Annotated in this window: 21 protein-coding genes; 20 read left to right on the forward strand and 1 reads right to left on the reverse strand. The window is 41.6% G+C overall.

From position 1 onward, the window contains the following. Window positions 1-27: 27 nt before the first annotated feature. Window positions 28-258: a DUF2626 domain-containing protein gene (locus ACSBOP_RS07225; protein ID WP_442603745.1), complete on the reverse strand. Its 231-nt coding sequence runs from the start codon at window positions 256-258 to the stop codon at window positions 28-30. Window positions 259-551: 293 nt separating this feature from the next. Between ACSBOP_RS07225 and ACSBOP_RS07230 the strand changes: the two genes are divergently transcribed. The 20 genes from ACSBOP_RS07230 (at window position 552) to ACSBOP_RS07325 (ending at window position 23,210) form a co-directional block, all read left to right on the forward strand. Then, the gene (locus tag ACSBOP_RS07230; RefSeq protein ID WP_442603746.1) at window positions 552-1,208 is read left to right on the forward strand and encodes an RsfA family transcriptional regulator; all 657 of its coding nucleotides are present in this window, start codon (window positions 552-554) and stop codon (window positions 1,206-1,208) included. Between the two features lie 114 nt (window positions 1,209-1,322). Then, window positions 1,323-2,261 (forward strand): ketopantoate reductase family protein, encoded by a 939-nt coding sequence (locus ACSBOP_RS07235; RefSeq protein WP_442603747.1) that lies wholly within the window; start codon window positions 1,323-1,325, stop codon window positions 2,259-2,261. Beyond that, a complete protein-coding gene (locus ACSBOP_RS07240) occupies window positions 2,258-2,650 on the forward strand; it encodes a DUF3397 family protein (protein ID WP_442603748.1) in 393 nt (130 codons plus the stop codon). Before ACSBOP_RS07235 ends, ACSBOP_RS07240 begins: the two co-directional genes overlap by 4 nt. A gap of 305 nt (window positions 2,651-2,955) precedes the next feature. After that, complete coding sequence (locus ACSBOP_RS07245) at window positions 2,956-4,599, forward strand: peptide ABC transporter substrate-binding protein (RefSeq protein WP_442603749.1); 1,644 nt, start codon at window positions 2,956-2,958, stop codon at window positions 4,597-4,599. Between the two features lie 101 nt (window positions 4,600-4,700). Further along, a complete protein-coding gene (locus ACSBOP_RS07250) occupies window positions 4,701-5,633 on the forward strand; it encodes an ABC transporter permease (protein WP_442603750.1) in 933 nt (310 codons plus the stop codon). A gap of 3 nt (window positions 5,634-5,636) precedes the next feature. Then, window positions 5,637-6,569 (forward strand): ABC transporter permease, encoded by a 933-nt coding sequence (locus ACSBOP_RS07255; protein WP_442603751.1) that lies wholly within the window; start codon window positions 5,637-5,639, stop codon window positions 6,567-6,569. Window positions 6,570-6,590: 21 nt separating this feature from the next. After that, on the forward strand, window positions 6,591-7,622 hold the full coding sequence (locus ACSBOP_RS07260; protein ID WP_442603752.1) for an ABC transporter ATP-binding protein: 1,032 nt from the start codon (window positions 6,591-6,593) through the stop codon (window positions 7,620-7,622). Beyond that, window positions 7,612-8,568, forward strand: coding sequence for an ABC transporter ATP-binding protein (locus ACSBOP_RS07265; protein WP_442603753.1), 957 nt, complete (start codon window positions 7,612-7,614; stop codon window positions 8,566-8,568). Before ACSBOP_RS07260 ends, ACSBOP_RS07265 begins: the two co-directional genes overlap by 11 nt. 318 nt (window positions 8,569-8,886) lie before the next feature. Further along, window positions 8,887-10,575: a peptide ABC transporter substrate-binding protein gene (locus ACSBOP_RS07270; RefSeq protein ID WP_442603754.1), complete on the forward strand. Its 1,689-nt coding sequence runs from the start codon at window positions 8,887-8,889 to the stop codon at window positions 10,573-10,575. A 100-nt stretch (window positions 10,576-10,675) separates the two neighbouring features. Then, complete coding sequence (locus ACSBOP_RS07275; protein ID WP_442603755.1) at window positions 10,676-11,605, forward strand: ABC transporter permease; 930 nt, start codon at window positions 10,676-10,678, stop codon at window positions 11,603-11,605. Window positions 11,606-11,608: 3 nt separating this feature from the next. Next, window positions 11,609-12,544 (forward strand): ABC transporter permease, encoded by a 936-nt coding sequence (locus tag ACSBOP_RS07280; protein WP_442603756.1) that lies wholly within the window; start codon window positions 11,609-11,611, stop codon window positions 12,542-12,544. A gap of 15 nt (window positions 12,545-12,559) precedes the next feature. After that, a complete protein-coding gene (locus ACSBOP_RS07285; protein WP_442603757.1) occupies window positions 12,560-13,618 on the forward strand; it encodes an ABC transporter ATP-binding protein in 1,059 nt (352 codons plus the stop codon). Continuing rightward, window positions 13,608-14,561 (forward strand): ABC transporter ATP-binding protein, encoded by a 954-nt coding sequence (locus ACSBOP_RS07290; protein ID WP_442603758.1) that lies wholly within the window; start codon window positions 13,608-13,610, stop codon window positions 14,559-14,561. The genes ACSBOP_RS07285 and ACSBOP_RS07290 overlap by 11 nt, the downstream gene beginning before the upstream one ends. A 191-nt stretch (window positions 14,562-14,752) precedes the next feature. Continuing rightward, entirely contained in the window at window positions 14,753-16,402 is a 1,650-nt protein-coding gene (gene bshC, locus ACSBOP_RS07295) for a bacillithiol biosynthesis cysteine-adding enzyme BshC (protein WP_442603759.1), read from the forward strand. Between the two features lie 13 nt (window positions 16,403-16,415). Then, the gene (locus ACSBOP_RS07300) at window positions 16,416-17,681 is read left to right on the forward strand and encodes an adenosylhomocysteinase (protein ID WP_442603760.1); all 1,266 of its coding nucleotides are present in this window, start codon (window positions 16,416-16,418) and stop codon (window positions 17,679-17,681) included. A 172-nt stretch (window positions 17,682-17,853) separates the two neighbouring features. Further along, window positions 17,854-18,933: a DUF4349 domain-containing protein gene (locus ACSBOP_RS07305; RefSeq protein WP_442603761.1), complete on the forward strand. Its 1,080-nt coding sequence runs from the start codon at window positions 17,854-17,856 to the stop codon at window positions 18,931-18,933. Between the two features lie 137 nt (window positions 18,934-19,070). After that, window positions 19,071-19,508: a division/cell wall cluster transcriptional repressor MraZ gene (gene mraZ / locus ACSBOP_RS07310; RefSeq protein ID WP_442603762.1), complete on the forward strand. Its 438-nt coding sequence runs from the start codon at window positions 19,071-19,073 to the stop codon at window positions 19,506-19,508. Between the two features lie 38 nt (window positions 19,509-19,546). Next, window positions 19,547-20,497, forward strand: a complete 951-nt coding sequence (gene rsmH / locus ACSBOP_RS07315; RefSeq protein ID WP_442603763.1) for a 16S rRNA (cytosine(1402)-N(4))-methyltransferase RsmH — start codon at window positions 19,547-19,549, stop codon at window positions 20,495-20,497. A 22-nt stretch (window positions 20,498-20,519) separates the two neighbouring features. After that, window positions 20,520-20,972 (forward strand): hypothetical protein, encoded by a 453-nt coding sequence (locus ACSBOP_RS07320; protein WP_442603764.1) that lies wholly within the window; start codon window positions 20,520-20,522, stop codon window positions 20,970-20,972. Window positions 20,973-20,987: 15 nt separating this feature from the next. Continuing rightward, a complete protein-coding gene (locus ACSBOP_RS07325; protein WP_442603765.1) occupies window positions 20,988-23,210 on the forward strand; it encodes a penicillin-binding transpeptidase domain-containing protein in 2,223 nt (740 codons plus the stop codon). Window positions 23,211-23,250 lie beyond the last annotated feature (40 nt).

Genomic DNA, 23,250 nt, shown 5'->3' on the forward strand with positions numbered 1-23,250 from the left:
ATGTTACGTGAAGCACCTTTCTTTGTTTTAAGCTGTAAGTTTAAAGACTGACCAGTACGTAAAGCCCATGAATGCGATAATCATGTATCCCCAGAACATCAGGATATATGTTTTCTCTTGAAGCTTCAAATAGCCTAGAACTACGAACAAGGCTGTTTGAAAGAAGAAAACCAATGCCATTGGAATCATATCGCCAGCTAAGCTCATTAGACCAATAACTAGTGTCCAAAAACCAAGTACACGGAACATGCGACTCATTTGTATCCGCCTCCCTTGCAATTGAAGCAATTTTTCTAAATTTTATTATAACCGTAACATATTTCACTGTAAACTTGAAAACGTGGCGAAAATGAAAACATTTTGAGAACTCCGACAATAGACATCCTTCATAGGTATGAGCCCTTAAAAAAATGGAAATAACGAATAGTATCAAATAGATTCTATGAACTCTAGTATGGGCATAGAAATTTAATAATGGGAAATCACCCTTTTATGAAATTCCAAATCGAACAATAGTGTAATGTGACTTTGAAGTTAGGAGGATTGTTTATATGACGGCAATTAGGCAAGATGCTTGGAGTGAGGATGATGATTTAATATTGGCTGAAGTCACACTTCGGCATATTCGTGAGGGGGGTACGCAGCTATCCGCTTTCGAAGAAGTAGGAGAAAGGATTGGAAGGACAGCCGCAGCATGTGGGTTTCGTTGGAATTCATTCGTTCGTAAAAAATATGATGCAGCGATTCATATTGCAAAAGCGCAGCGGCAAAAACGCAGTCAATTGAAAAAACATGCACCAGTCGCTGTAGTTTCGAGCGCAATTGGAGTCAGTACATTGGATTCATCTGACCTAACATCAATGAAAAGTGATACAGTCACAGAGGAAACTTTATCTATTGATTCGGTTATTCGTTTCTTGCGTCAATGGAAAACAACTTATTCGGATATGACAAGACAAATTCGTTCATTAGAACGAGAGTTGCATGAGAAACAAGATGAGATGATTCGTATTCGAAAAGAGAATGATAAGTTAAATAGACAGGTTAATGATGTTGAAATGGACTACCGTGTTGTTAACGATGACTATAAGGCGCTCATTCAAATTATGGATCGTGCACGGAAGATGACTCTACTAGCTGATGTAGAGGAAGATACGAAGCCGCGATTTAAGATGGATGCGAACGGAAATTTAGAGCGAATTGAATAAATTGCTTGAAATAGGTTCCCCTGGTGATGGAATGACTTCCTTCTCTAGGGGATTTTTTGTAAGATAAGAAGAAAGTGTGAAATGGTACAAAGTTCTGAAAGGAATGAATACATAATGAATTTACTGATGATTGGCGCAGGCTCCATTGGATTATTATTAACTGCAAAGCTCGCACCGCGATGCGATCACTTTACACTTCTTACACGATCAGAAAATCAAGCAAAAGAAATGACTTTGCACGGAGTGAAGTTGGATGGACAAACAATAGAGGCAGCTGCTGCTTTGTTTCAATCTTTTGAGAGCTATTGTGCAGAAGAAAGTCAAATAGAATTAGATTTTATCGTACTAACAGTAAAACAGTCTGCATTAGATGATAACTTCTTATCGAAAGTCGCGAGTCTGATGGGGGCTTCGACCAAGGTAGTCTGTTTCCAAAATGGCATGGGACATATCGAGCGGATTAGTGAGTATGTGGACGCTAAGCGCATTGTAGCTGCAGTGACAACGGAAGGCGCACTTCGAACATCACCGACATCTGTTAATCATACAGGGGTTGGTATCACTTATGTGGGCTATGTGTCTGGATTTGATGATACTAATATGCAGGACCTCGTGCAGCTTCTTCAGTCTGCTGGATTCCATGTAGAAGGTACACCAACTATAATGGAAAAAGTATGGGGGAAAGTTGTGATCAATTCCATAATTAACCCATTAACTGCTGTTTTAAATGTGGAAAATGGGGTGTTACTTGAAGATCCTTCAATTCGAAGTACGATGCGCAGCTTATTTGAAGAAGCACTGCTTGCAGTTAGGTCTGAAGGGATTGAGTTAGATGAAAGTTTATGGGATCAAGTTATTGAAGTGTGCAGACGTACAGCGGCTAATACATCTTCTATGCGTCAGGATTTGCTTGCAGGGCGTATAACAGAAATTGATTGGATTAATGGTGCATTGCTTCGAACGGGGGCAAAGCACGGTTATTCACTTCCTGTGCACGCTACAATGTGTAATCTTGTAAAAGCCAATGAAGGCTTGAGGAGTGGTGGGGGGTGAATCTTTTTATTGAACTTCTGAGGAACATTTATGTTTTTCTTGCAACTTTTCCATATCTAACATTCATTGTCATATGGGTACTAGCATACAGTTGGTTAAAGGATAAGAAGCTGGCGGTACGGCTTACTACGGATCTTACAACATTTTTCCTAATTGGTTCAGTCGCCGGGCTTGCCAAATCCGTATTTGGTATAAATTTTATGCTGTGGTTTATCATTTTGCTCTTATTGATTGCATTTGGACTTATTGGTGGTCATCGTTATCAAACAGAAAAAAAACCGAACTTATTTAGAGTTGGGAAGACAGTGTGGCGTGCGGCTTTTTTAATTCTCGCTTCGCTATATATTCTATTACTAATGGTTAAGCTAATCGGGAGTATTCTCGGTTAGTTTTTTATTTCACTAGAATTTATTTGACCACTGGTTATATAATGCGCTATCATAGATAATGGATTTTTGCATAAAAAATCGATAGCAAAATTTTTACACTAGACATACTTACTCGGTATGTTATAATTACTGACATCACATTACAATGGTCAATTAATTACATAAAGACCAATGTTGCTTTCACACCAAGCTTTAAGTCTAACACTTGTAAATATTCAAAATATTTAACTCATGATTTTGCTTTGGGTTAGTGGTGTTCTTCACCTCAACATACAAATTACACACATCATAAGGAGGACTCTACAATGATAGCAAAAAAATGGTTAACGACTGCAGTAGCTGTTACAATGGTAGGCTCGGTAACTGCGGGTTGCTCAAACAATGATGAAGCAAAAAGTGGATCCAATAAAGCACAAGAAATTAAAATCAATTTTTCAGCTGAACCACCAGTGTTGGACAGTTCGAAGGGTACTTCGAATGCGGCATTTACAGTTCTAAATGCACTTAATGAAGGTTTGTACCGTAATGATAAAAATGGACTGCCTGTACCTGGACTTGCTAAAGATAAACCAAAAGTTTCTGAAGACGGCTTAACGTATACGATCGAAATTCGTGACGATGCGAAGTGGACAGATGGCAAGCCAGTAACTGCTAACGATTTTGTATACTCCTTTAAACGTACACTTGACCCAGCAACACAAGCCCAATACAGCTTTATGGTTGCATGGATCAAAGGTGGAGACGCAGTAATGAAGGCGAAAACACCTGAAGAAGTAAAAGCCAAACAAGATGCAGTTGGGGTAAAAGCAATTAATGAAAAGACACTTGAAATTAAATTAGAGAAGCCAGTTGCTTTCTTTACTGAGCTGTTAGGATTCCCGGTATTCTTCCCGCAAAGAGAAGATTTTGTTCAAGCACAAGGTGAAAAATATGGTGCTGACGCAGACAAAATCATTGGTGCAGGTCCATATACATTGACGAAATGGGATCATGGTCAAACACTTGAATTCGTGAAAAATGATAAGTACTGGGATGCAGCGAATGTGAAGTTAGAAAAAGTAACTTTAAATATCGTAGATAATCAAAATACAGGTCTAAACCTTTATGAGACAAATGCAGCTGATTTGACCGAGATAAAAGGTGATCAACTCAAGTTGTATGAAGGTAAACCAGACATTCGCAATAAAAGTGAGCTAACAAACAGCTACATCATGTTCCAACAAAAGAAACAGCCTGCACTTGCTAACGCAAAGATTCGTCAAGCACTTGGAATGGCAATCGATAAACAAGCTTATGTAGATACGATTCTGATGAATGGCTCTGTTCCATCGACAGGTTTAGTTCCTAACGGCACAAAAGACGGTAATGGGAATGAGTTCCGTAAAACTGCTGGGGATACACAACCTAAATTTGATGCAGCTAAAGCGAAGGAATTGTTCCAGGAAGGTTTAAAAGAACTGGGACTAACTGCTCTTCCTTCGATGAAGTTAACAGCAGATGATACGGAAACAGCTAAAAAGTCACTGGAATTCATCGTTTCCCAATGGAAAGCAAACTTAGGATATGATGCAATTGCCGAACCGCTTCCACATAAATTGCGTGTAGAAAAAGGTTCCAAGCATGATTTCGATATGGTCTTGTCCCTATGGGGCGCTGATTACAATGATCCAGTATCATTCCTTGGAATGTGGGAAACAGGTAGTGAATTTAACGAAATTGACTGGTCCAACAAGGAATATGATGCGTTAATGAAATCTTCGACAATGGAAGTTGATACAGCTAAACGTGCCAAAGACTTGGTTGAAGCTGAGAAAATTTTGATGAATGATATGGCTGTTGCACCTATTTACTTCCGCAGCCGCGTTTACCTTGTAAGACCTGGTATTGAAAATATTATTCTTCCATCTTTTGGTATGGAATGGGATTTGAAATGGACAGAAGTGAAGTAAAACCACACATTGATTAGTGAATAGGAAGGGGACGTTCCCACCCCCGTGAGAACGTCCCCTTTTGGATTCACTTTAGACATCTTAGAATAGGAGGGGCCGCTATGCTAAAGTATATTTTGCGCCGTCTCGGATACTCAATTGTTACGTTATGGCTTATTATCACGATTACGTTTGCACTGATGCATATTTTGCCTGGAGATCCATTTGGTGAAGGTTCAGAAAAATTGCCGCAAGCTACGAAAGCAATGCTGCTTGAACAATATGGTTTAGATAAGCCGATGTGGGAGCAGTATGTAACCTATATTGGCAACGTGGCTAAGGGAGATTTAGGATTCTCTTACCAATTCCCAGCACAGAAAGTAACAGACATCATTAAGCAATCATTCCCTGTTTCGATGGAGCTTGGTCTAATTGCATTAACACTAGCTGTAATTGTCGGATTGATATTAGGAACAATAGCAGCACTCAACCACAATAAGGGACTCGATTATTCAGCCAGTTTAATTGCCGTAATTGGAATATCCATACCCTCTTTTGTACTGGGTCCATTACTAGCCTATTATTTTGGGGTTCAACTCAAATGGTTGCCGGTTGGTCTATGGAATGGTCCGGAATATCGGATTCTACCAGCAATTGCGTTATCATTCGGAACGATAGCCATTCTTACTCGGATGATGCGTACGTCTATGCTTGATGTACAAAGTCAGGATTATATTAAAACGGCTAAATCGAAAGGTTTATCCAAGATGTCCATTGTAAAAAATCACATGGTTCGTAACGCTATTTTACCAGTTGTGACAGTTCTTGGGCCGATCTTTGTAGGTGTTATTACAGGTACGCTCGTTGTGGAACAAATCTTCGCTGTACCAGGTCTTGGAAAACACTTTGTGAAAGCTGTAACTTCCAATGACTATACGATGATTACAGGCTTAACCATTTTCTATTCTGTACTCTTGATTGTAGTTATTTTTATTACAGATGTTATTTATGGATTTATTGATCCGCGAATACGTTTGGGGAAAGGCGGGAAGTAAACGATGACCAATGAAACAAAGACACCTATTGATAAATCAAAATTTGCTCCCGTTTCCACAGAGACTTTGCGTAGTGAAGTCATCGTTCGACCTTCGCTTAATTATTGGCAGGACGCATGGCGCAGACTTCGGAAAAATCGCCTGGCAATGACCGGCTTGATTATATTAGTTACGTTAACAATACTAGCTATTTTTGCCCCACTATTCTCAAAATATGGTTACGATGTCGTAGATATGACATCTAAGAATGCAAAGCCAAGTGGAACACATTGGTTTGGTACGGATGACTTTGGTCGTGATTTATGGACAAGGGTATGGTTAGGGACACGTATATCTTTATTTGTTGGTATTCTTGCTGCACTTGTTGATTTGATCATTGGTGTGATCTACGGTGGTCTATCTGGCTATTACGGTGGAAAAATTGATGAGATTATGCAGCGCTTTATTGAGGTTATTTATTCGATTCCATTCCTGATCATTGCAATCTTACTTGTTATGTTTATGGGACCAGGGATTAAATCGATCATTATTGCTTATGCCCTCGTCGGATGGGTTCCGATGGCACGTCTTGTTCGTGGTGCGGTTCTTTCCCTTAAAGAAAATGAGTACGTCCTTGCATCGCGCACACTTGGTGCTGGATCATGGCGTATCATTATGCGTCACTTGATTCCGAATGCATTAGGAATCATCATCGTTCAAATCACATTTGCTGTTCCAGCGGCAATTTTCTTTGAATCGTTCTTATCTTTTATCGGTCTTGGTGTTCGTGTGCCGATGGCATCATTAGGAGCGCTTCTTAACGATGGCGCTAATGTAATGAGAATGTTCCCACATCGTTTGTTGTTCCCGACAGCAGTGTTCAGTTTGATTTTGCTAAGCTTTAACCTATTAGGTGATGGTTTGCGTGATGCACTTGACCCTAAAATGCGTAAGTAATAACAAAAGGGGGGGAAACTGATGAATAAAGAGAACTTACTTGAAGTTAAAGACTTAAAAGTGTCTTTTAATACGTATGTTGGCGAAGTACAAGCGGTTCGCGGCGTATCGTTTAACTTAAAAAAAGGAGAAGTGCTGGCCATCGTAGGTGAGTCTGGTTGTGGTAAATCCGTAACTGCTCAAACTTTGATGCGTCTGATTCCCACTCCTCCAAGTGTCATAAAAAGCGGCTCTATCCTTTTCGATGGAGATATTGATATAACAAAGCTTAGTGATAAGCAAATGGAAAAAATTCGCGGATCAGAAATTGGAATGATTTTCCAAGATCCGATGACCTCCCTTAATCCTACCATGACAGTGGGTAATCAGATTGGTGAGGGCTTGATTAAGCATCACAATATGAATAAAGCGCAAGCGAAAGAAAAAGCCATTGAAATGCTGAAATTGGTCGGTATTTCTAATCCAGAGGGACGTTTGGATCAGTATCCACATGAATTTTCTGGAGGAATGCGTCAGCGTGTTATGATCGCAATTGCCCTTGCATGTACACCGAAGCTTCTCATTGCCGATGAACCAACAACAGCGCTTGACGTGACGATTCAAGCTCAAATTATAGAGCTGATGAAGAAGCTATCCAAGCAGACGGAATCATCTATTATTGTGATTACACATGACCTTGGCGTCGTAGCAGACATGGCAGAGCGTGTAGTTGTTATGTATGCGGGTAAAGTTGTTGAGCAAGGTACAGTCGACGAGATTTTCTATGATTCTGTTCACCCTTATACATGGGGTTTATTGCGCTCTGTACCACGTCTGGATCACGACGGTAAAGATCTTGTACCAATCCCAGGTACACCACCGGATTTGTTTGCTCCGCCTAAAGGATGCGCGTTTGCTGCAAGATGTCCTTATGCGATGCAAGTATGTCTAGAAATCGATCCTGAGACGACAAGTCTAACAGAAACGCATCGTGCTGCGTGTTGGTTATTACATCCGGATGCACCGAAAGTGGAGCGTCCGATTGAGGCAGGAGGACACCGACATGACCGATAAAATTTTAGAAATTAAAGACATGAAAAAGCACTTTAATCTAGGTGGCGGTCAAGTTCTGAAGGCCGTTGATAACTTTTCGATTGATATTTATCGTGGTGAAACGTTTGGGTTAGTAGGTGAATCTGGTTGTGGTAAATCTACAACTGGACGTACGATCATTCGTCTATATGAGCCTACATCGGGCCAAGTTATTTTTAATGGTGAAGATGTCTCTAAGCTTTCGGGTAAGAAACTTAAAGAATTTAACCGTAAAATGCAGATGGTGTTCCAAGATCCATATGCTTCTCTAAATCCGCGTATGACCGTTGGAAATATCATTGCTGAAGGTATTGATATTCATGGTTTGTTAAAAGGCGAAGCGCGTAAAAAGCGCGTTTATGAGTTGTTAAAAGCGGTAGGTCTTAACGAAGAACATGCGAGTCGTTTCCCACATGAATTCTCTGGTGGTCAGCGTCAACGTATTGGGATTGCTCGTGCACTAGCGATTGAGCCTGAGTTTATCATTGCAGATGAGCCGATCTCAGCACTAGACGTTTCTGTTCAAGCACAGGTTGTTAACTTGTTCAAGCAATTGCAAAAAGAACGGGGTTTAACTTACTTGTTTATTGCCCATGACCTTGCGATGGTTAAGCATATTTCCGATCGTATCGGGGTGATGTATCTAGGAAATCTCGTTGAGGTGACGACTGCGGATGAACTATATGCGAATCCATTGCATCCGTACACGAAATCACTTTTATCTGCAATTCCGATTCCAGATCCAGAAGTAGAACGTACACGTGAGCGTATTATTCTGGAAGGAGATGTGCCATCTCCTCTTGATCCTCCTAGCGGTTGCCCATTCCGTACACGCTGTCCGGTCGCAATGCCGGAATGTGCATTATCGATGCCGCCGATGAAAGAAATTGAGCCAGGCCATTTCGTATCGTGTCATTTGCATAAATAAAATAATGTTGAGAGCAGGATTGACAATTGTCTTCCTGCTCTTTTTTTGGGTAAAAATTGACCTTTGTTAAAGGCATGAAGGAACTGATAATTATGTAAAACTGTTCTTTTATAAAAAAATTGACTGATAATAAGCAAAATTCAAAAATTTTGGTGGACAATAATCCATTCGTGTATTAAATTTACGTTATCCGATATTTTTTGGATGCGTTTTCACTCGACTAAAGGAAATCATCTTAGACAAAAAAATGGCCTCTGAACTTCCTTTTGTCGTAAAATGTCAGAATCTTTTAAATATTATTTCTATGGGGGGATTACTATGAAAAAAGTGAAAAAGTTTGTTGCCACTGCTGCTACAGTAACACTTGTTGGTGGATTACTAGCAGGTTGCGGCGACTCCAAGCCGGCTGCTGATGGAGGTACATCAACACCAGCTACAACAGCAGCAGGTGGAGAGAAGAAAGGTAACGCGAAACAAGAAATTACAATGAACTTCACTGCTGAGCCGCCAGCACTTGATACAACAATGGCAACAGCAGCAGCAGCACATACGATGTTAAATGCACTTAATGAAGGTCTATACCGTATGGATAAAGATGGAAAAGTTGCATTGGGTCTTGCAAAAGACAAACCGAAAATTTCGGATGACAAATTAACGTACACAATTGAACTTCGTGATGCAACTTGGGCTGATGGTGTTCCTGTTAAAGCGCAAGACTTCGTATATTCCTTAAAGCGTACACTTGATCCAAGAAATAAATCTCAATATGCATTTATTTTAGAGTGGCTTAAAGATGGGGCAGCTGTACAAAAAGCGAAAGCACCAGAAGAAATTCAAGCTGCTTTAGACAAAGTTGGTGTTAAAGCCATTAATGAGAAAACATTGGAATTTAAACTTGAGCGCCCTGTTACATTCTTTGACGAATTGTTAGCATTCGCTCTTTTCTTCCCACAACGTGAGGATTACGTGCAAAAGTTCCAAGACAAGAACGGTGCTGATGCGGATAAAGTAATCGGTGCGGGCCCATTCAAACTTGTAAAATGGGATCATGAACAATCCCTTGAGTTCGTGAAAAATGATAAATATTGGGATGCTAAAAACGTATCTCTTGAAAAGTTCACATTGAATATCGTGAAAGATCAAAATACAGGTGTTAACTTGTATGAAACAAATGCTGCTGATGTTACGGGTGTTAGAGGCGATCTCATGAAGCCGTACGAAGGTAAACCTGCCTTGAAAAAGAAAGCAGAATTGACGAACTTTTACTTGCAATTCCAAACGAAGAAGAATCCTGCACTTGCAAATGTAAAAATCCGTACAGCACTAGGTATGGCAGTTGACCGTCAAGCATATTTAGATACAGTTGCTATGGATGGATCGGTACCTTCAATCGGTTTAGTTCCAGGTGGTACAAAAGATGGTAACGGTAACGAATTCCGTAAAGTAGCTGGAGATATCCAACCTAAAAGCGATCCAGCTAAAGCGAAAGCATTGCTCGCAGAAGGATTAAAAGAAGTTGGAATTGACAAATTACCTCCTCTTAAAATCCTTGGTGATGATACAGAAAATGCGAAGAAAACATTAGAGTTCTTCGTCTCCCAATGGAAAACTAATCTTGGTGTTGATATTACGCCAGATCCAGTTATTCATAAACTGCGTCTTGAGCGTTCCCATAATCATGATTTCGATATCGTGTCCTCCTTATGGGGTGGAGACTACAATGACCCTATGACATTCTTGGATTTATTTACTTCTGATAGTGCATTCAATGATGGTCAATGGTCCAACAAATCGTTTGATGAAAAAATCGCTACAGCTTACAATGAAAAAGACCCAGCAACTCGTTCAAAATTGCTAGTAGAAGCAGAGAAAATTTTGATTAATGAGAGTGGTGTGTATCCGATTTACTTCCGCACACGTCCATTCTTGGTAAGAGAAAACATTGAGAACCTGATCCTTCCGGTTTATGGTTATGAATGGGAATTGAAATGGACGAAAGTAAAATAGCATCATAAACCTAATTATTGCTTAGGCTCAAAGGGACGTTGCTACTTGAGAGCGTCCCTTTTCTATTGGAAGAATACGGCAGATCGGGAGGAACAACTCAATGTGGAAGTACATCTTGCAGCGTTTTATATATTCAGTTGTGACGTTATGGTTAATTGTTACACTTGTTTTTGCACTTATGCATTTTTTACCCGGTGATCCGTTTGAAAATTCCGAGAAACTCTCGAAAGAAACAAGAGCAATGCTCATGCACCAATATGGACTTGATAAGCCGCTTTGGGAACAGTATATCGTCTATATGAACAATTTACTGCATGGCGATTTAGGTGCTTCTTACCAATTCCCTGCACAAAGCGTAACCAAAATTATTAAACAAGCATTTCCAGCCTCATTTGAATTGGGGATCATCTCTTTAATTATTGCCGTAGTAATCGGACTGACATTCGGGACGATTGCCGCACTAAAACATCAAAAGGGTGCTGACTATACATTGAGTTTTGTAGCGATTATCGGCATTGCAGTACCGTCTTTCGTATTAGGACCGTTATTCTCGTACTATATTGGAAATAAACTCGGATGGCTGCCTGCAGGACTTTGGAAAGGCCCCGAACATCGAATACTGCCTGCCATTGCGCTATCTTTTGGTACAATCGCCACATTGGCACGTCTAATGCGGACATCGATGCTTGATGTGATGCAAAATGACTATATCAAAACGGCTAAATCAAAAGGTCTGGCACAAGTAAGCATTGTGAAAAATCATATGATTCGAAATGCCATTTTACCTGTAGTCACGGTTATGGGTCCGATTTTTGTAAACATAATCACAGGTACCTTTGTTGTAGAGCTAATTTTTTCAATACCAGGATTAGGTAGGCACTTTGTTACATCTATACAATCCAACGATTATACAATGATAACAGGACTTACCATTTTTTACGCTGCGATCTTAATCGCTGTGTTGTTTGTAACGGATATTATTTATGGATTAGTTGATCCTCGAATTCGTATTGCGAAAGGTGGTAAATAAGCCATGGAAACACAACATAATCAACCACCGACGAAACCTTCGAAATTTACTTCAGTACTAGATGTTGGATCACATCGGGAAGTAATCATTCGTCCTTCGATCAATTATTGGCAAGACGCTTGGCGCCGATTAAAGAAGAATCCTCTTGCAATGGGAGGACTCATTGTTCTTGCTATATTATTCGTTTTGGCGATATTTGCACCAATGTTTTCCAAATATAGTTATGAAGAGATGAATACAACGATGAAAAATTTACGTCCAAATGCAGAGCACTGGTTTGGGACCGATGATTTTGGTCGTGATATATGGACGCGTGTATGGATTGGAACACGAATTTCTTTATTAGTTGGTATATTGGCTGCATTAATGGATTTGATTATTGGCGTTATTTATGGTGGGATATCAGGATATTACGGTGGCAGACTTGATAACATCATGCAGCGTATTATTGAAGTCATTTATTCCATTCCATTCCTGTTGGTAACAATCTTGCTTGTTATGTTTATTGGACCAGGGGTCTTCTCGATTATTCTTGCTTATGCAATCGTGGGATGGGTTCCAATGGCAAGGCTTGTTAGAGGTCAAATTTTGACGCTGAAAGAAAACGAATTTGTGCTTGCTTCCCGTACACTTGGTGGTGGATCTGCTCGAATTATTCTCCGTCATCTTATTCCGAATGCACTTGGTATTATTATTGTACAAATCACATTCGTTGTTCCTGCAGCGATTTTCGTTGAATCCTTCTTATCATTTATTGGACTTGGTATTCGTGTGCCGATGGCATCTCTGGGCAGCTTGATGTCAGATGGGGCGAATGTACTACGTACTCATCCGCATCGTCTATGGTTTGCAACCGGAGTATTCAGCTTAATATTGTTAAGCTTCAACTTACTCGGCGATGGTTTACGCGATGCACTTGATCCAAAAATGAGGAAGTAGCGAGGAGGGAACGCAATGGGAAACAACACCAATATGATAAATGAAAATGTACTTGAAGTTAAAGACTTAAAAGTGTCTTTTAATACGTATGCGGGTGAGATTCAAGCCGTACGTGGTGTTTCGTTTGATTTGAAAAAAGGTGAGGTACTAGCAATCGTAGGGGAATCTGGCTGCGGAAAGTCAGTGACTGCACAAACTTTGATGCGTCTGATCCCAACTCCTCCAAGTGTGATTAAGAATGGCTCGATCCTTTTCGATGGTAAAAAAGGAAAGGTCGATATTGCGACTTTAAATAATAAGCAGATGGAAAAAGTGCGTGGATCGGAAATGGGTATGATTTTCCAAGATCCAATGACTTCATTAAACCCAACCATGACAGCGGGTAGACAAATTGCTGAAGGGCTAATTAAGCATCAAGGCTTATCAAAAGATCAAGCGAAGAAACGCGCAGTTGAAATGCTTAAATTAGTAGGGATTGCTAATCCTGAAGAACGTGTGAATCAATATCCGCATGAGTTATCCGGTGGTATGAGACAGCGTGTTATGATTGCGATTGCACTTGCGTGCTCGCCTCGGTTATTGATTGCAGATGAACCGACGACTGCCCTAGACGTTACGATCCAAGCTCAAATTATTCAATTGATGAAAGAGTTGGCTCAAAAGACGGAAGCATCTATTATCTTGATCACACATGATTTAGGTGTTGTAGCTGACATTGCACAGCGAGTTATTGTCATGTATGCAGGTAAAGTAATCGAAAAAGGAACCGTAGATGAAATTTTCTATGAGTCCCGTCATCCATATACATGGGGACTTCTGCGTTCTATGCCTCGTCTGGATACGGATGGGAAAGAGTTAATTCCAATTCCTGGTACGCCGCCAGATTTATTCGCACCGCCTAAAGGATGTGCGTTTGCGGCAAGGTGCCCGCATGCGATGCAAGTATGTTTGGATGAAGATCCAGAACAAACGAAGTTAAGTGCAACTCATAGCGCTGCATGTTGGTTGTTGGACCCTGAAGCGCCGAAAGTGGAACGTCCGGTGGAAGCAGGAGGTAAACAACATGTCGGATAAAATTTTACAAATCACAAATATGAAGAAACACTTTCACTTAGGTGGGAGCAGAGTTCTTAAAGCTGTCGATAATTTCTCCATTGAGATCGAACGTGGAGAAACATTTGGACTCGTAGGTGAATCAGGCTGTGGGAAGTCAACTGCTGGTCGAACGATTATTCGTCTTTATGAAGCAACTGCAGGTGAAGTTTTATTTAATGGACAGAATGTACATAAACTCCGGGGCAGCCAATTAAAAGAGTTTAATCGCAACATGCAGATGATATTTCAAGACCCGTACGCTTCTTTGAATCCACGTATGACTGTCGGTAATATTATTGCAGAAGGCATTGATATTCATGGGCTTTCTACAGGTAAGAAGCGTAAAGAAAGAATCTCTGAATTGCTTCAAGCTGTAGGTTTAAACGAAGAACATGCTGGACGATTCCCGCATGAGTTCTCCGGTGGACAACGTCAACGTATTGGTATTGCGCGTGCCCTTGCAATTGAGCCACAGTTCATTATCGCAGATGAGCCAATTTCAGCACTCGATGTGTCGGTACAAGCTCAAGTTGTAAATTTGCTGAAGAAATTACAGGACGAACATGGACTTACATATTTATTTATTGCCCATGACTTGGCGATGGTAAAGCATATTTCTGATCGAATTGGTGTTATGTACTTAGGAAATCTAGTAGAAGTTACGACATCTGATGCGTTATATGCGAACCCATTGCATCCTTATACGGTATCACTGCTATCAGCGATACCAATTCCTGATCCAGAGGTAGAACGCAGTCGTGAGCGTATTATTTTGCAAGGTGAGGTCCCATCACCACTTAACCCACCTAGCGGTTGCCCGTTCCGTACGCGCTGCCCAAAAGCGATGGATCAATGTGCAGCAACAATGCCGCCGATGAAGGAAGTTGAGCCCGGGCATTTTGTCGCATGTCATTTGTACTAATCTTTACATGATTTAAATGTTTAAAGGGCCATTTCGAATCCGTTCGAAAATGGCTTTTTTATTTTGACGATCTTCCAGCAGGAGTGTACAATTTAAAATAGATAACGAATAGTCGAAACGTTAGTTACTTATTTTCGATATGTGGCATATCTCTTTAAAGTACGTTTTCGTTAGATAGAGGAGGAGTGACAGTGCGGCTGGAGCATTGGAAATGGAGAAAGACACAGCCTTTGGCTAGAAACTATATAGATGATTTTGAAAAAGTTCGGGAGCTGTATACGTATGACCCACAGGATGCTGGGTCATGGAGCAGACGCGCGGCGGAGTTAGATCGCCGCGAAGACACGCGCGCTGATCGGACAGCGCTTGTGGAGGCGCTGGCCGCGTTTAACCGCCGTGCGGGTGCCCCTGCGGCGGTAGAACACAATATCGAGCGGTTGCGTCAGCTCGATAGCGTCGTGGTGGCCGGCGGTCAGCAGGCCGGCCTATTCACGGGACCGCTTTATGTGATCCACAAAGCGGTCACCGTTCTTCAAGCGGCGCGTGAGGCTGAGCGCCTCCTAGAGCGTCCGGTAATCCCAGTATTCTGGATTGCCGGGGAGGACCATGATTGGGACGAAGTCAATCATATGTATTACCTAACGGATGCGGCGCGAGAACCTCGCGTTGACCGCATTCGCATCCATGCTAGCGTGCCGCTGCCGCGTACGGCAGTATCTCGATTGCCACTTGAACCAGAGAAGTGGAGTGACGCTCTGGAGCGTCTTCTTCATACTTTGCCAGACAGTGAGTTCAAAGGTGAGCTTAACGTGAAGTTGGGTGAGCTGCTTTGTACGGGTGAGTCCTTGACACTTACAGATGCTTTTGCACGGATCATGGCGTGGTTGTTCGGGCATCATGGCCTCGTTCTACTTGATGCAGATGATCCTGCTATTCGGAAATTGGAAGCGCCGATGTTTGACCAGATTGTAAAGTGCAATCAAGAACTGAATGCCGCAATCCAACTTGACGATCAAAACGTCCGTAATCATGGTTATACGCCACAAGCAGAAGTCATGACCGATGCGGCAAACTTATTTATTTTTGAGGGTGAAGAACGTATTCTGCTCCGTAGAGAAGGCGAAGTATTTACTAACAAAAAGAAGTCACGTACGTATACCGCTGAGCAGCTTTCGGAAATTGCACGTGTCTCGCCTGAGCGTTTAAGTAATAATGTGTTTACAAGGCCGCTGATGCAGGATTTTTTGATGCCAGTTATCGCGACTGTACTTGGCTCTGCGGAGATCGCGTATTGGGCGTTAACGAAGTCCGCTTTTGAGCTGATGAACATGGAAATGCCGATATTGCTGCCGCGACTTGAATTCACTATTTTGGATGGCACGGTCGATAAATATATGAAGAAGCATGAATTGTCGTTTGAAGATGTCGTGTATCGGTTTGCAGATCGAAAGTCAGCCTGGTTAGATCAGCAAGATACGGTCCGTTTTCGTGAGCGTTTTGCGGTAGTTCGGGAAAGAATTGAGCAGGAATATCAAGAGCTAATTGGACTAACAGCAGAGATTAACACGGGTTTAAGAGCACTTGGTGATCAAAACCTAGATAAGATTACGGATCAAGTCGATTATTTTGAACGAAAAACAGAAGAGGCGTTTCGCTCGAAGCATGATGTCGTACTGCGACAGCTTGCTCGAATTGAGAATAGCATTATTCCTTTTGCTAAACCGCAAGAGAGGGTTCATAATGTATTTGCCTATTTGAATCAATTTGGACGTGGCTGGATTGAATATTTAGTGGCAGAAGCCCTTCCACTTGATGGTGAACATCGTATTTTATACGTATAGGGGGAATGTAGGGATGACAAGTGCAGCAAACAGTGTGATTACAGATTTAGCTCTAGCACCAGAGGGACATCTAAAAATTGATTGGGTTCAAGCGCACATGCCGGTGTTAAACCGTATTCGTGAGAGTTTTGAGAAGGAGCAACCGTTCAAAGGGTTGAAAGTGACCATTTCTCTCCATTTGGAAGCGAAAACGGCTTATTTGGCAAAAGTTATCCAAGCAGGTGGAGCAGAAGTTACCATTACAGGCTCCAACCCGTTATCCACACAAGACGATGTATGTGCTGCGTTAGTAGAGGATGGCATTACCGTCTTTGCAAAATACAATCCAGATCCGCAAGAATATAAAGAACTGCTGATTAAATCGTTAGAAACAAGACCTGATCTTATCATTGATGATGGTGGTGATTTGGTATCGATTCTTCATGCAGAGCGCACAGATCTATTAGCGGGAGTGCGTGGTGGTGCAGAAGAGACAACAACGGGTATTCTCCGGTTGAAGTCTTTGGAAAAAGAAGGTAGTCTGAAATTCCCAATGGTTGCAGTCAATGATGCCTATTGCAAATATTTATTTGATAACCGTTACGGAACTGGCCAATCGGTATTTGATGGGATTAACCGTACAACCAATCTGGTTGTAGCTGGGAAGACAGTCGTTGTTGCAGGTTATGGTTGGTGCGGTAAAGGCGTAGCAATGCGTGCCAAAGGTCTTGGTGCTAAAGTCATCGTAACCGAAATTGATTCCATTCGCGCAGTTGAAGCTTATATGGATGGCTTTACTGTCATGTCTATGGACGAAGCAGCTAGTATTGGGGATTATTTCGTAACCGTTACAGGTAACCGTGATATTATCCGAGGTCAACATTACAAAGTGATGAAAGACGGCGCTATTTTGTCCAATGCAGGTCACTTTGATGTGGAAATCAATAAGCCTGAACTGGAGCAAATGTCCGTATCCAAGCGTACTGTACGTCGTAATATTGAAGAGTTTGTGCTCGAAGATGGGCGTAAAGTGTACTTGCTTGCGGAAGGTCGCTTGGTTAATCTAGCGGCAGGTGATGGTCATCCAGCTGAAATTATGGATATGACATTTGCCCTACAAGCGATGGGACTCAAATACATCAATGATAATTATGAAAAAGTCGGCAACCAAGTCGTGAATGTTCCTTATGAACTGGATGAGCAAGTGGCGCGATTTAAGCTTGAGTCTTTAGGTATTACGATCGATTCGCTTACGACTGAGCAAAAAGCTTATCTCGAATCTTGGGTTGAGCACGAATAAATATTTTTTCAAGATAGAACTTATCTGTTACAGCTAACCTGTACTCGTACATTTTATGTGCGAATGCAGGTTTTTTTTTATTTTTTATTGAATGGAATTTAAGGAAACATTTTCCTGTGTATAATCGTCTAGGGAAGTGTATTTCTATAAAAAAGAGAGAGGGTCGATAAAAATGAAAAGGTGGTTGAGAAGAAGTGTAGGTTATACAAGTAGTGTGCTGTTGGCAATGGTCCTATTCATTGGGTTAACAGCATGCTCGCCCGTGCCTTCAGACGGCAAACGAACGAGCAATGGATCTGATGAGAATTCGGGACAAACAACAAGTAAAACAGCAGACAGCGCTGCAGCAACTTCAGGTAAAGCATCACTTGCCTCACAAGCCAAAGAAGATGTGTCACGTAAAATCATCTATAAAGCAGATTTAGAAATGCCAGTGAAAGAATATAATACGGCTCAATCCAAGCTTCGAGAACTGGTTGCAGCCAGTGGAGGCTACATTCTGGATTTTAATGAAAGTACATCCAACTCTCAGATCAGCGGGACATTTACGATTAAAATAGCCGCTGGCGAATTTTCCTCCTTGTTGGATCAATTAGAGACCATTAGCCCGTCCATGCAGCGAAGTGTAAAGGGGCAAGATGTAAGTGAGGAATATGTAGATTTAACCGCACGTTTAAAAGCGAAACAAACTGTTGAGGCACGTCTGCTCAGCTTTATGGAGAAGGCAACGAAAAGTGATGAGCTGTTAGCTTATTCAACGGAACTTGGTAAAGTACAAGAAGAGATTGAACGAATAAAGGGTCGTAAGAACTTCCTGGATCAGAATGTAGCATACTCTACCATCCAGCTTCGGATGTATCAAAATAATAATCCAGCCCCGGTCAATCCAAACAAGGATACATTCGGTAATGAAATCGCCAATGCTTTTACCTCATCCATCAAGGGTGTACTTACTTTCTTAAAAGGTCTCGTTGTTGTTCTGACGTCAATATTACCCGCCATTGTATTAATAGCTATCATCGTGATTCCTTGCTGGATATGGATTCGTAAGATAAATAAACGTAAACGGCTTGAAATGGATTTGCGGTATCAGAATATGAAGGATAATGCGGCAGACGTTATACAATCACAAGAGGGTGAGGAAGCATCAGATAATCAGACAGATGATCAGGGCTCCTCAACACAAGATATGGAATCCGATAAGGATAAAATGGACGGCAGACACAAGGGGGACGCGTCTAAAGACAATTAGCAGAAAAAACATAATAAAAGGTTATTAATGTTTTTTTGTAATCCTGCTTCCAACAAGCAGGATTTTTTGTTTTAATGAAGAATGACAATAAAAGTGGTTTAAAGTGGTGGGAAGTGGGAGAAAGGGGGAGCTGTGTCATGTTCATGGGGGAATACCTTCATTCTATCGATGAAAAGGGAAGAATTATTATTCCTGCCAAGTTTCGTGAAGCTCTCGGAGAATCCTTTATTGTCACTCGCGGCCTAGACCAATGTTTGTTTGTTTACCCACAGGCAGAATGGACCGTACTTGAAGGAAAGCTCAAAGCCTTATCTTTAATGAAATCAGATGCTCGAGCATTTACACGATACTTTTTCTCTGGAGCTACCGAATGTGAACTCGATAAACAAGGTAGAATCAACTTGCCTAACAACTTGATTGGACATGGGCAATTGGAAAAAGATTGCGCCATTATCGGTGTTTCCAATCGAGTAGAGATTTGGAATAAGGCGATCTGGGAAAACTATTTCCAGCAATCACAAAATGAATTTAACGAAATTGCCGAAAAGCTTGTCGACTTCAATTTTGATCTATAACATCACGCTTTTTTCAAAAGCTTTTAGGAGGCATTACTTTGTTTCATCATATAACAGTGCTTAAACAAGAAGCTGTAGAAGGCTTAAATATTAAACCCGATGGAATCTATGTCGATTGCACACTAGGCGGAGCGGGGCATAGTGCATTAATTGCCTCTCAGCTAGGTCCGAATGGATTACTAATCTCAATCGATCAAGATGATGTTGCCCTTGCAAATGCGAAGCAAGTGCTTGCTCCTTATGAAGATCGCGTTCAACTCGTGAAGTCTAACTTCCGAATGCTAGAATCTATCTTAACAACAATCCCGCAAGCAATGGTAACAGGTAAGCCGCAAGTGGACGGTATTTTGTTCGATTTAGGGGTATCGTCTCCGCAGCTTGATGAGGGAGAACGCGGCTTTTCTTATCATCAGGAGGCCGAGCTTGATATGCGTATGGATCGTAGCAGTGAGCTAACCGCGAAGCAAATTGTGAACGAATGGCCAGCTGGGGAACTTGTACGTATATTGTATGCGTATGGAGAAGAGAAGTTTGCTAAACGTATTACATCTGCAATCATAGATGCACGAGAAAAAGGTCCAATCGAGACGACAAGCCAGCTTGTAGAGCTTATTAAAGAAGGCATTCCTGCTGCAGCTCGCCGGACAGGCGGTCATCCTGCTAAACGCAGCTTTCAAGCACTGCGCATTGCTGTGAACGATGAACTAGGCGCTTTTGAAGATGCGCTTGAGCAGACAGTTCGTTGTTTAAGCTCTGGAGGCAGGGCTTCCGTTATTACGTTTCACTCATTAGAAGATCGGATCTGTAAATTGACATTTGCCAAATATGTATCGAAGTGTACATGCCCGCCAGATTTTCCTATATGCGTTTGTCAGAATGAGGGGGTACTTAAACTTATCAATCGGAAACCAATTCTTCCAAGCGAGGAAGAACTCGAACATAATTTGCGAGCACGTTCAGCTAAGTTAAGACTTGCAGAAAAGCTCTAGTGTGAAAGGGGAGAGATGACGAATGGCGTATTATCAGGGGAATTTAGCACTTGATGAGAAAAAACGCCCGCAACGGCGCAAGGTAGTGCCACAAACACAGAAAAAAACAACTAAACAACAGACATACCCATCTAGAAAACAGCAACCTCGCGTGTCAACGATTCCAACAAAAGTGAAATTGACACGCCTTGCTTGTGTGGCCTTAATCGCCATCGTTTCTGTGCTCGTGATGTGGCGATATACGCAATTGTATCAAACGAGTATGAGTATTAAAGATACACAGCAGAAAATTAAAGCTTTGCAATCGGAAGCAAGCACGTTAAGGCAGCAGGTGGAAATCTTGCAAAGCCCAGAACGTCTGCAGCAAAAGGCACTAGAACTAGGATTTAGTCAATCGTTATCAAAGACAGCAACTGATACAGGGAATAAAAAAACGGGGAAACCCGCCAAACAAGGCACAGCAATTAAGCCATAGGTGAGGTGAGGGGAAATGTCTAAAACGACACGAATTCGGACGTTGTTAATTGGGGGGGTCTTCACCCTCCTTTTTCTTTGCTTGGCTGGACGCATGTACTGGATACAGGTCGTTCAAGCCGCGGATTTACAATCAAAAGCAGCCGAGCGATGGGATATTAACCGCGTGCTCAAGCCAGAACGTGGTGCGATTCTAGATCGTAACGGAAAAGTCCTTGCAGAGGATGTACCTGCATATAGCATTTCTGTGAATCCTAAGATGATTAATGAAAATGGTCATGGGGAAGACATCATTAAAGGATTAACTGAAATTTTAAAAGATCCAAATGACAGCAGCGCAGAATTGGAGAAAAAAATTCGAACGCTTGTTACGAAGAAAAAAGATGATACGTTTTTACAAAGCGTGGAGATTCGAAGTGAAGGCTGGAGAATTGATAAAGCGAAAAAAGATCAGGTAGATGCACTTGACAAACAACTGAAAGAGAAGCAAAAACGAAAAGCCGATAATACTGGTATCGTGATTACAGAGGATAAGAAGCGTTATTATCCAGGTGGATCTCTTGCAGCGCATGTAATTGGATACACGAATAAAGACGATCAGCCTGTACAAGGACTCGAATATATGATGCGCAATACACTGCTTGGAGAACCGGGGCATTTAAAGACCCAGACAGACGGTCGCGGTGTTGAGCTGATGAATGCCAAAGTTGATATGAAGCCACCAGTCAATGGGAAAACGATTCGTACGACTATTGATCAGAACATCCAATTCTATATGGAAAGTGCACTAAGCAAGATGTACGACAAATGGCATCCTAAGAGTATTTCGGCGGTAGCTGCCGATCCGAAGACGATGGAAATACTCGCGATGGCGACTTATCCGAACTTTAATCCGAATGAATACTGGAATTTCAAGAATGCGGGTGACTTAACCAATCTTAATGTCTCTGCCCAATACGAACCAGGTTCTACTTATAAGATCGTGACGTTAGCAGGGGCTATTGAAGAAGGGGTGTTTAATCCGAACGAAACGTATCAATCGGGTTCGATCCAAGTACAAGGTAAACCGGTTAATGATTGGAATAAAGTAGGTTGGGGAAGGATTTCTTATCTAGATGGACTGGAATATTCCTCTAATGTCGCGTTTGTTAAATTAGGAACAGAAAAAATGACCTATGAAAAGTTGAAAGACTACATGTTGAAATTCGGTTTCGGCACGAAAACGAACATTGATTTACCTGCAGAATTAAGTGGATCATTACCAATGAAATATCCGTCTGACTTTGCGCGATCTACTTTCGGACAAGGGGTCACAGTTACAACCGTTCAGCAGTTGGCTGCTTTTGGTGCAATTGCAAACGGCGGGAATCTAATGAAGCCGCATGTTGTAAAAGAAGTATTAGACAGTAAGACTGGCCAGGTAATTCAGCGAATGGAACCAGAAGTCGTCCGAAGAGTCGTATCAGAAGCGACTGCCAAGAAAACGAGTGAGTATTTGGAGCATGTCGTAACGGGCGAACACGGAACAGGTAAAACGGCTGCTATGGAGGGTTTTCGAGTAGCAGGTAAAACAGGTACTGCGAATAAAGTAATTGAGGGCAAGAAGGGATATGCAGAGAACGTCTGGATCACTTCTTTCTGTGGATACGTGCCGATTGAAGACCCTAAAGTGGTCATGTGCGTCATTGCAGATGAAGCTGTAAAAGATTTCCATCAAGCGAAAGAGGTTGCACCTGTTGCCTTTAAAGAGATTATGACTCAAACCATGAAATATTTAGGTGTACATTCCACTAATAGTGTCATTAAGATTGATAACGTGGAAAAGCAAAAATTGAAGATTCCAGATTTAAGTGATATGAACATCGATGAGGCAAAAGAGGCTTTGAAGTCAACCAATATTGTTCTGGAACCGTTAGGAAGTGGCAGTAAAATCGTTGCACAATACCCAAGACCAGGCATGGAGGTTAGTGACTCTGAGCATGTCTATGTCGCGATGCAATCAACGAATACAATAAGCGTTCCAGATTTAACAGGCAAGTCACTACGCGAAGCAATGGAAATATGCTCGTTCCTTGGCATGAACTATAAAGTGACAGGTGAAGGGTATGTAGCCTCTCAGAGATTAGAGGGGGAAGGTCCTGTGCAGACACTCGTTCTTGAACTTATGTCACCAGAGGAGTTGAAAAATAAACCTTCTCCTCCGCCTGAAAAAGATAATAAGCCAAAAACGAAAAAATAGCATCTAATCGCATAGGCTTGTCATAACCCCAGTTTGTCCC

Origin of the sequence: Paenibacillus sp. KN14-4R (assembly GCF_052180255.1) — a bacterium.
Classification (GTDB): Bacteria; Bacillota; Bacilli; order Paenibacillales; family NBRC-103111; genus Paenibacillus_AM.

What these genes read in the sequence shown, in the direction of transcription:
- ACSBOP_RS07225 (WP_442603745.1), bottom strand. Translation starts at nt 258, where the DNA reads ATGAGTCGCATGTTCCGTGTACTTGGTTTTTGGACACTAGTTATTGGT.
- ACSBOP_RS07325 (WP_442603765.1), top strand. Translation starts at nt 20,988, where the DNA reads ATGTCTAAAACGACACGAATTCGGACGTTGTTAATTGGGGGGGTCTTC.
- ACSBOP_RS07245 (WP_442603749.1), top strand. Translation starts at nt 2,956, where the DNA reads ATGATAGCAAAAAAATGGTTAACGACTGCAGTAGCTGTTACAATGGTA.
- ACSBOP_RS07250 (WP_442603750.1), top strand. Translation starts at nt 4,701, where the DNA reads ATGCTAAAGTATATTTTGCGCCGTCTCGGATACTCAATTGTTACGTTA.
- ACSBOP_RS07255 (WP_442603751.1), top strand. Translation starts at nt 5,637, where the DNA reads ATGACCAATGAAACAAAGACACCTATTGATAAATCAAAATTTGCTCCC.
- ACSBOP_RS07275 (WP_442603755.1), top strand. Translation starts at nt 10,676, where the DNA reads ATGTGGAAGTACATCTTGCAGCGTTTTATATATTCAGTTGTGACGTTA.
- ACSBOP_RS07285 (WP_442603757.1), top strand. Translation starts at nt 12,560, where the DNA reads ATGGGAAACAACACCAATATGATAAATGAAAATGTACTTGAAGTTAAA.
- ACSBOP_RS07300 (WP_442603760.1), top strand. Translation starts at nt 16,416, where the DNA reads ATGACAAGTGCAGCAAACAGTGTGATTACAGATTTAGCTCTAGCACCA.
- ACSBOP_RS07280 (WP_442603756.1), top strand. Translation starts at nt 11,609, where the DNA reads ATGGAAACACAACATAATCAACCACCGACGAAACCTTCGAAATTTACT.
- mraZ (WP_442603762.1), top strand. Translation starts at nt 19,071, where the DNA reads ATGTTCATGGGGGAATACCTTCATTCTATCGATGAAAAGGGAAGAATT.
- ACSBOP_RS07290 (WP_442603758.1), top strand. Translation starts at nt 13,608, where the DNA reads ATGTCGGATAAAATTTTACAAATCACAAATATGAAGAAACACTTTCAC.
- ACSBOP_RS07305 (WP_442603761.1), top strand. Translation starts at nt 17,854, where the DNA reads ATGAAAAGGTGGTTGAGAAGAAGTGTAGGTTATACAAGTAGTGTGCTG.
- ACSBOP_RS07265 (WP_442603753.1), top strand. Translation starts at nt 7,612, where the DNA reads ATGACCGATAAAATTTTAGAAATTAAAGACATGAAAAAGCACTTTAAT.
- ACSBOP_RS07320 (WP_442603764.1), top strand. Translation starts at nt 20,520, where the DNA reads ATGGCGTATTATCAGGGGAATTTAGCACTTGATGAGAAAAAACGCCCG.
- ACSBOP_RS07260 (WP_442603752.1), top strand. Translation starts at nt 6,591, where the DNA reads ATGAATAAAGAGAACTTACTTGAAGTTAAAGACTTAAAAGTGTCTTTT.
- ACSBOP_RS07235 (WP_442603747.1), top strand. Translation starts at nt 1,323, where the DNA reads ATGAATTTACTGATGATTGGCGCAGGCTCCATTGGATTATTATTAACT.
- ACSBOP_RS07230 (WP_442603746.1), top strand. Translation starts at nt 552, where the DNA reads ATGACGGCAATTAGGCAAGATGCTTGGAGTGAGGATGATGATTTAATA.
- ACSBOP_RS07270 (WP_442603754.1), top strand. Translation starts at nt 8,887, where the DNA reads ATGAAAAAAGTGAAAAAGTTTGTTGCCACTGCTGCTACAGTAACACTT.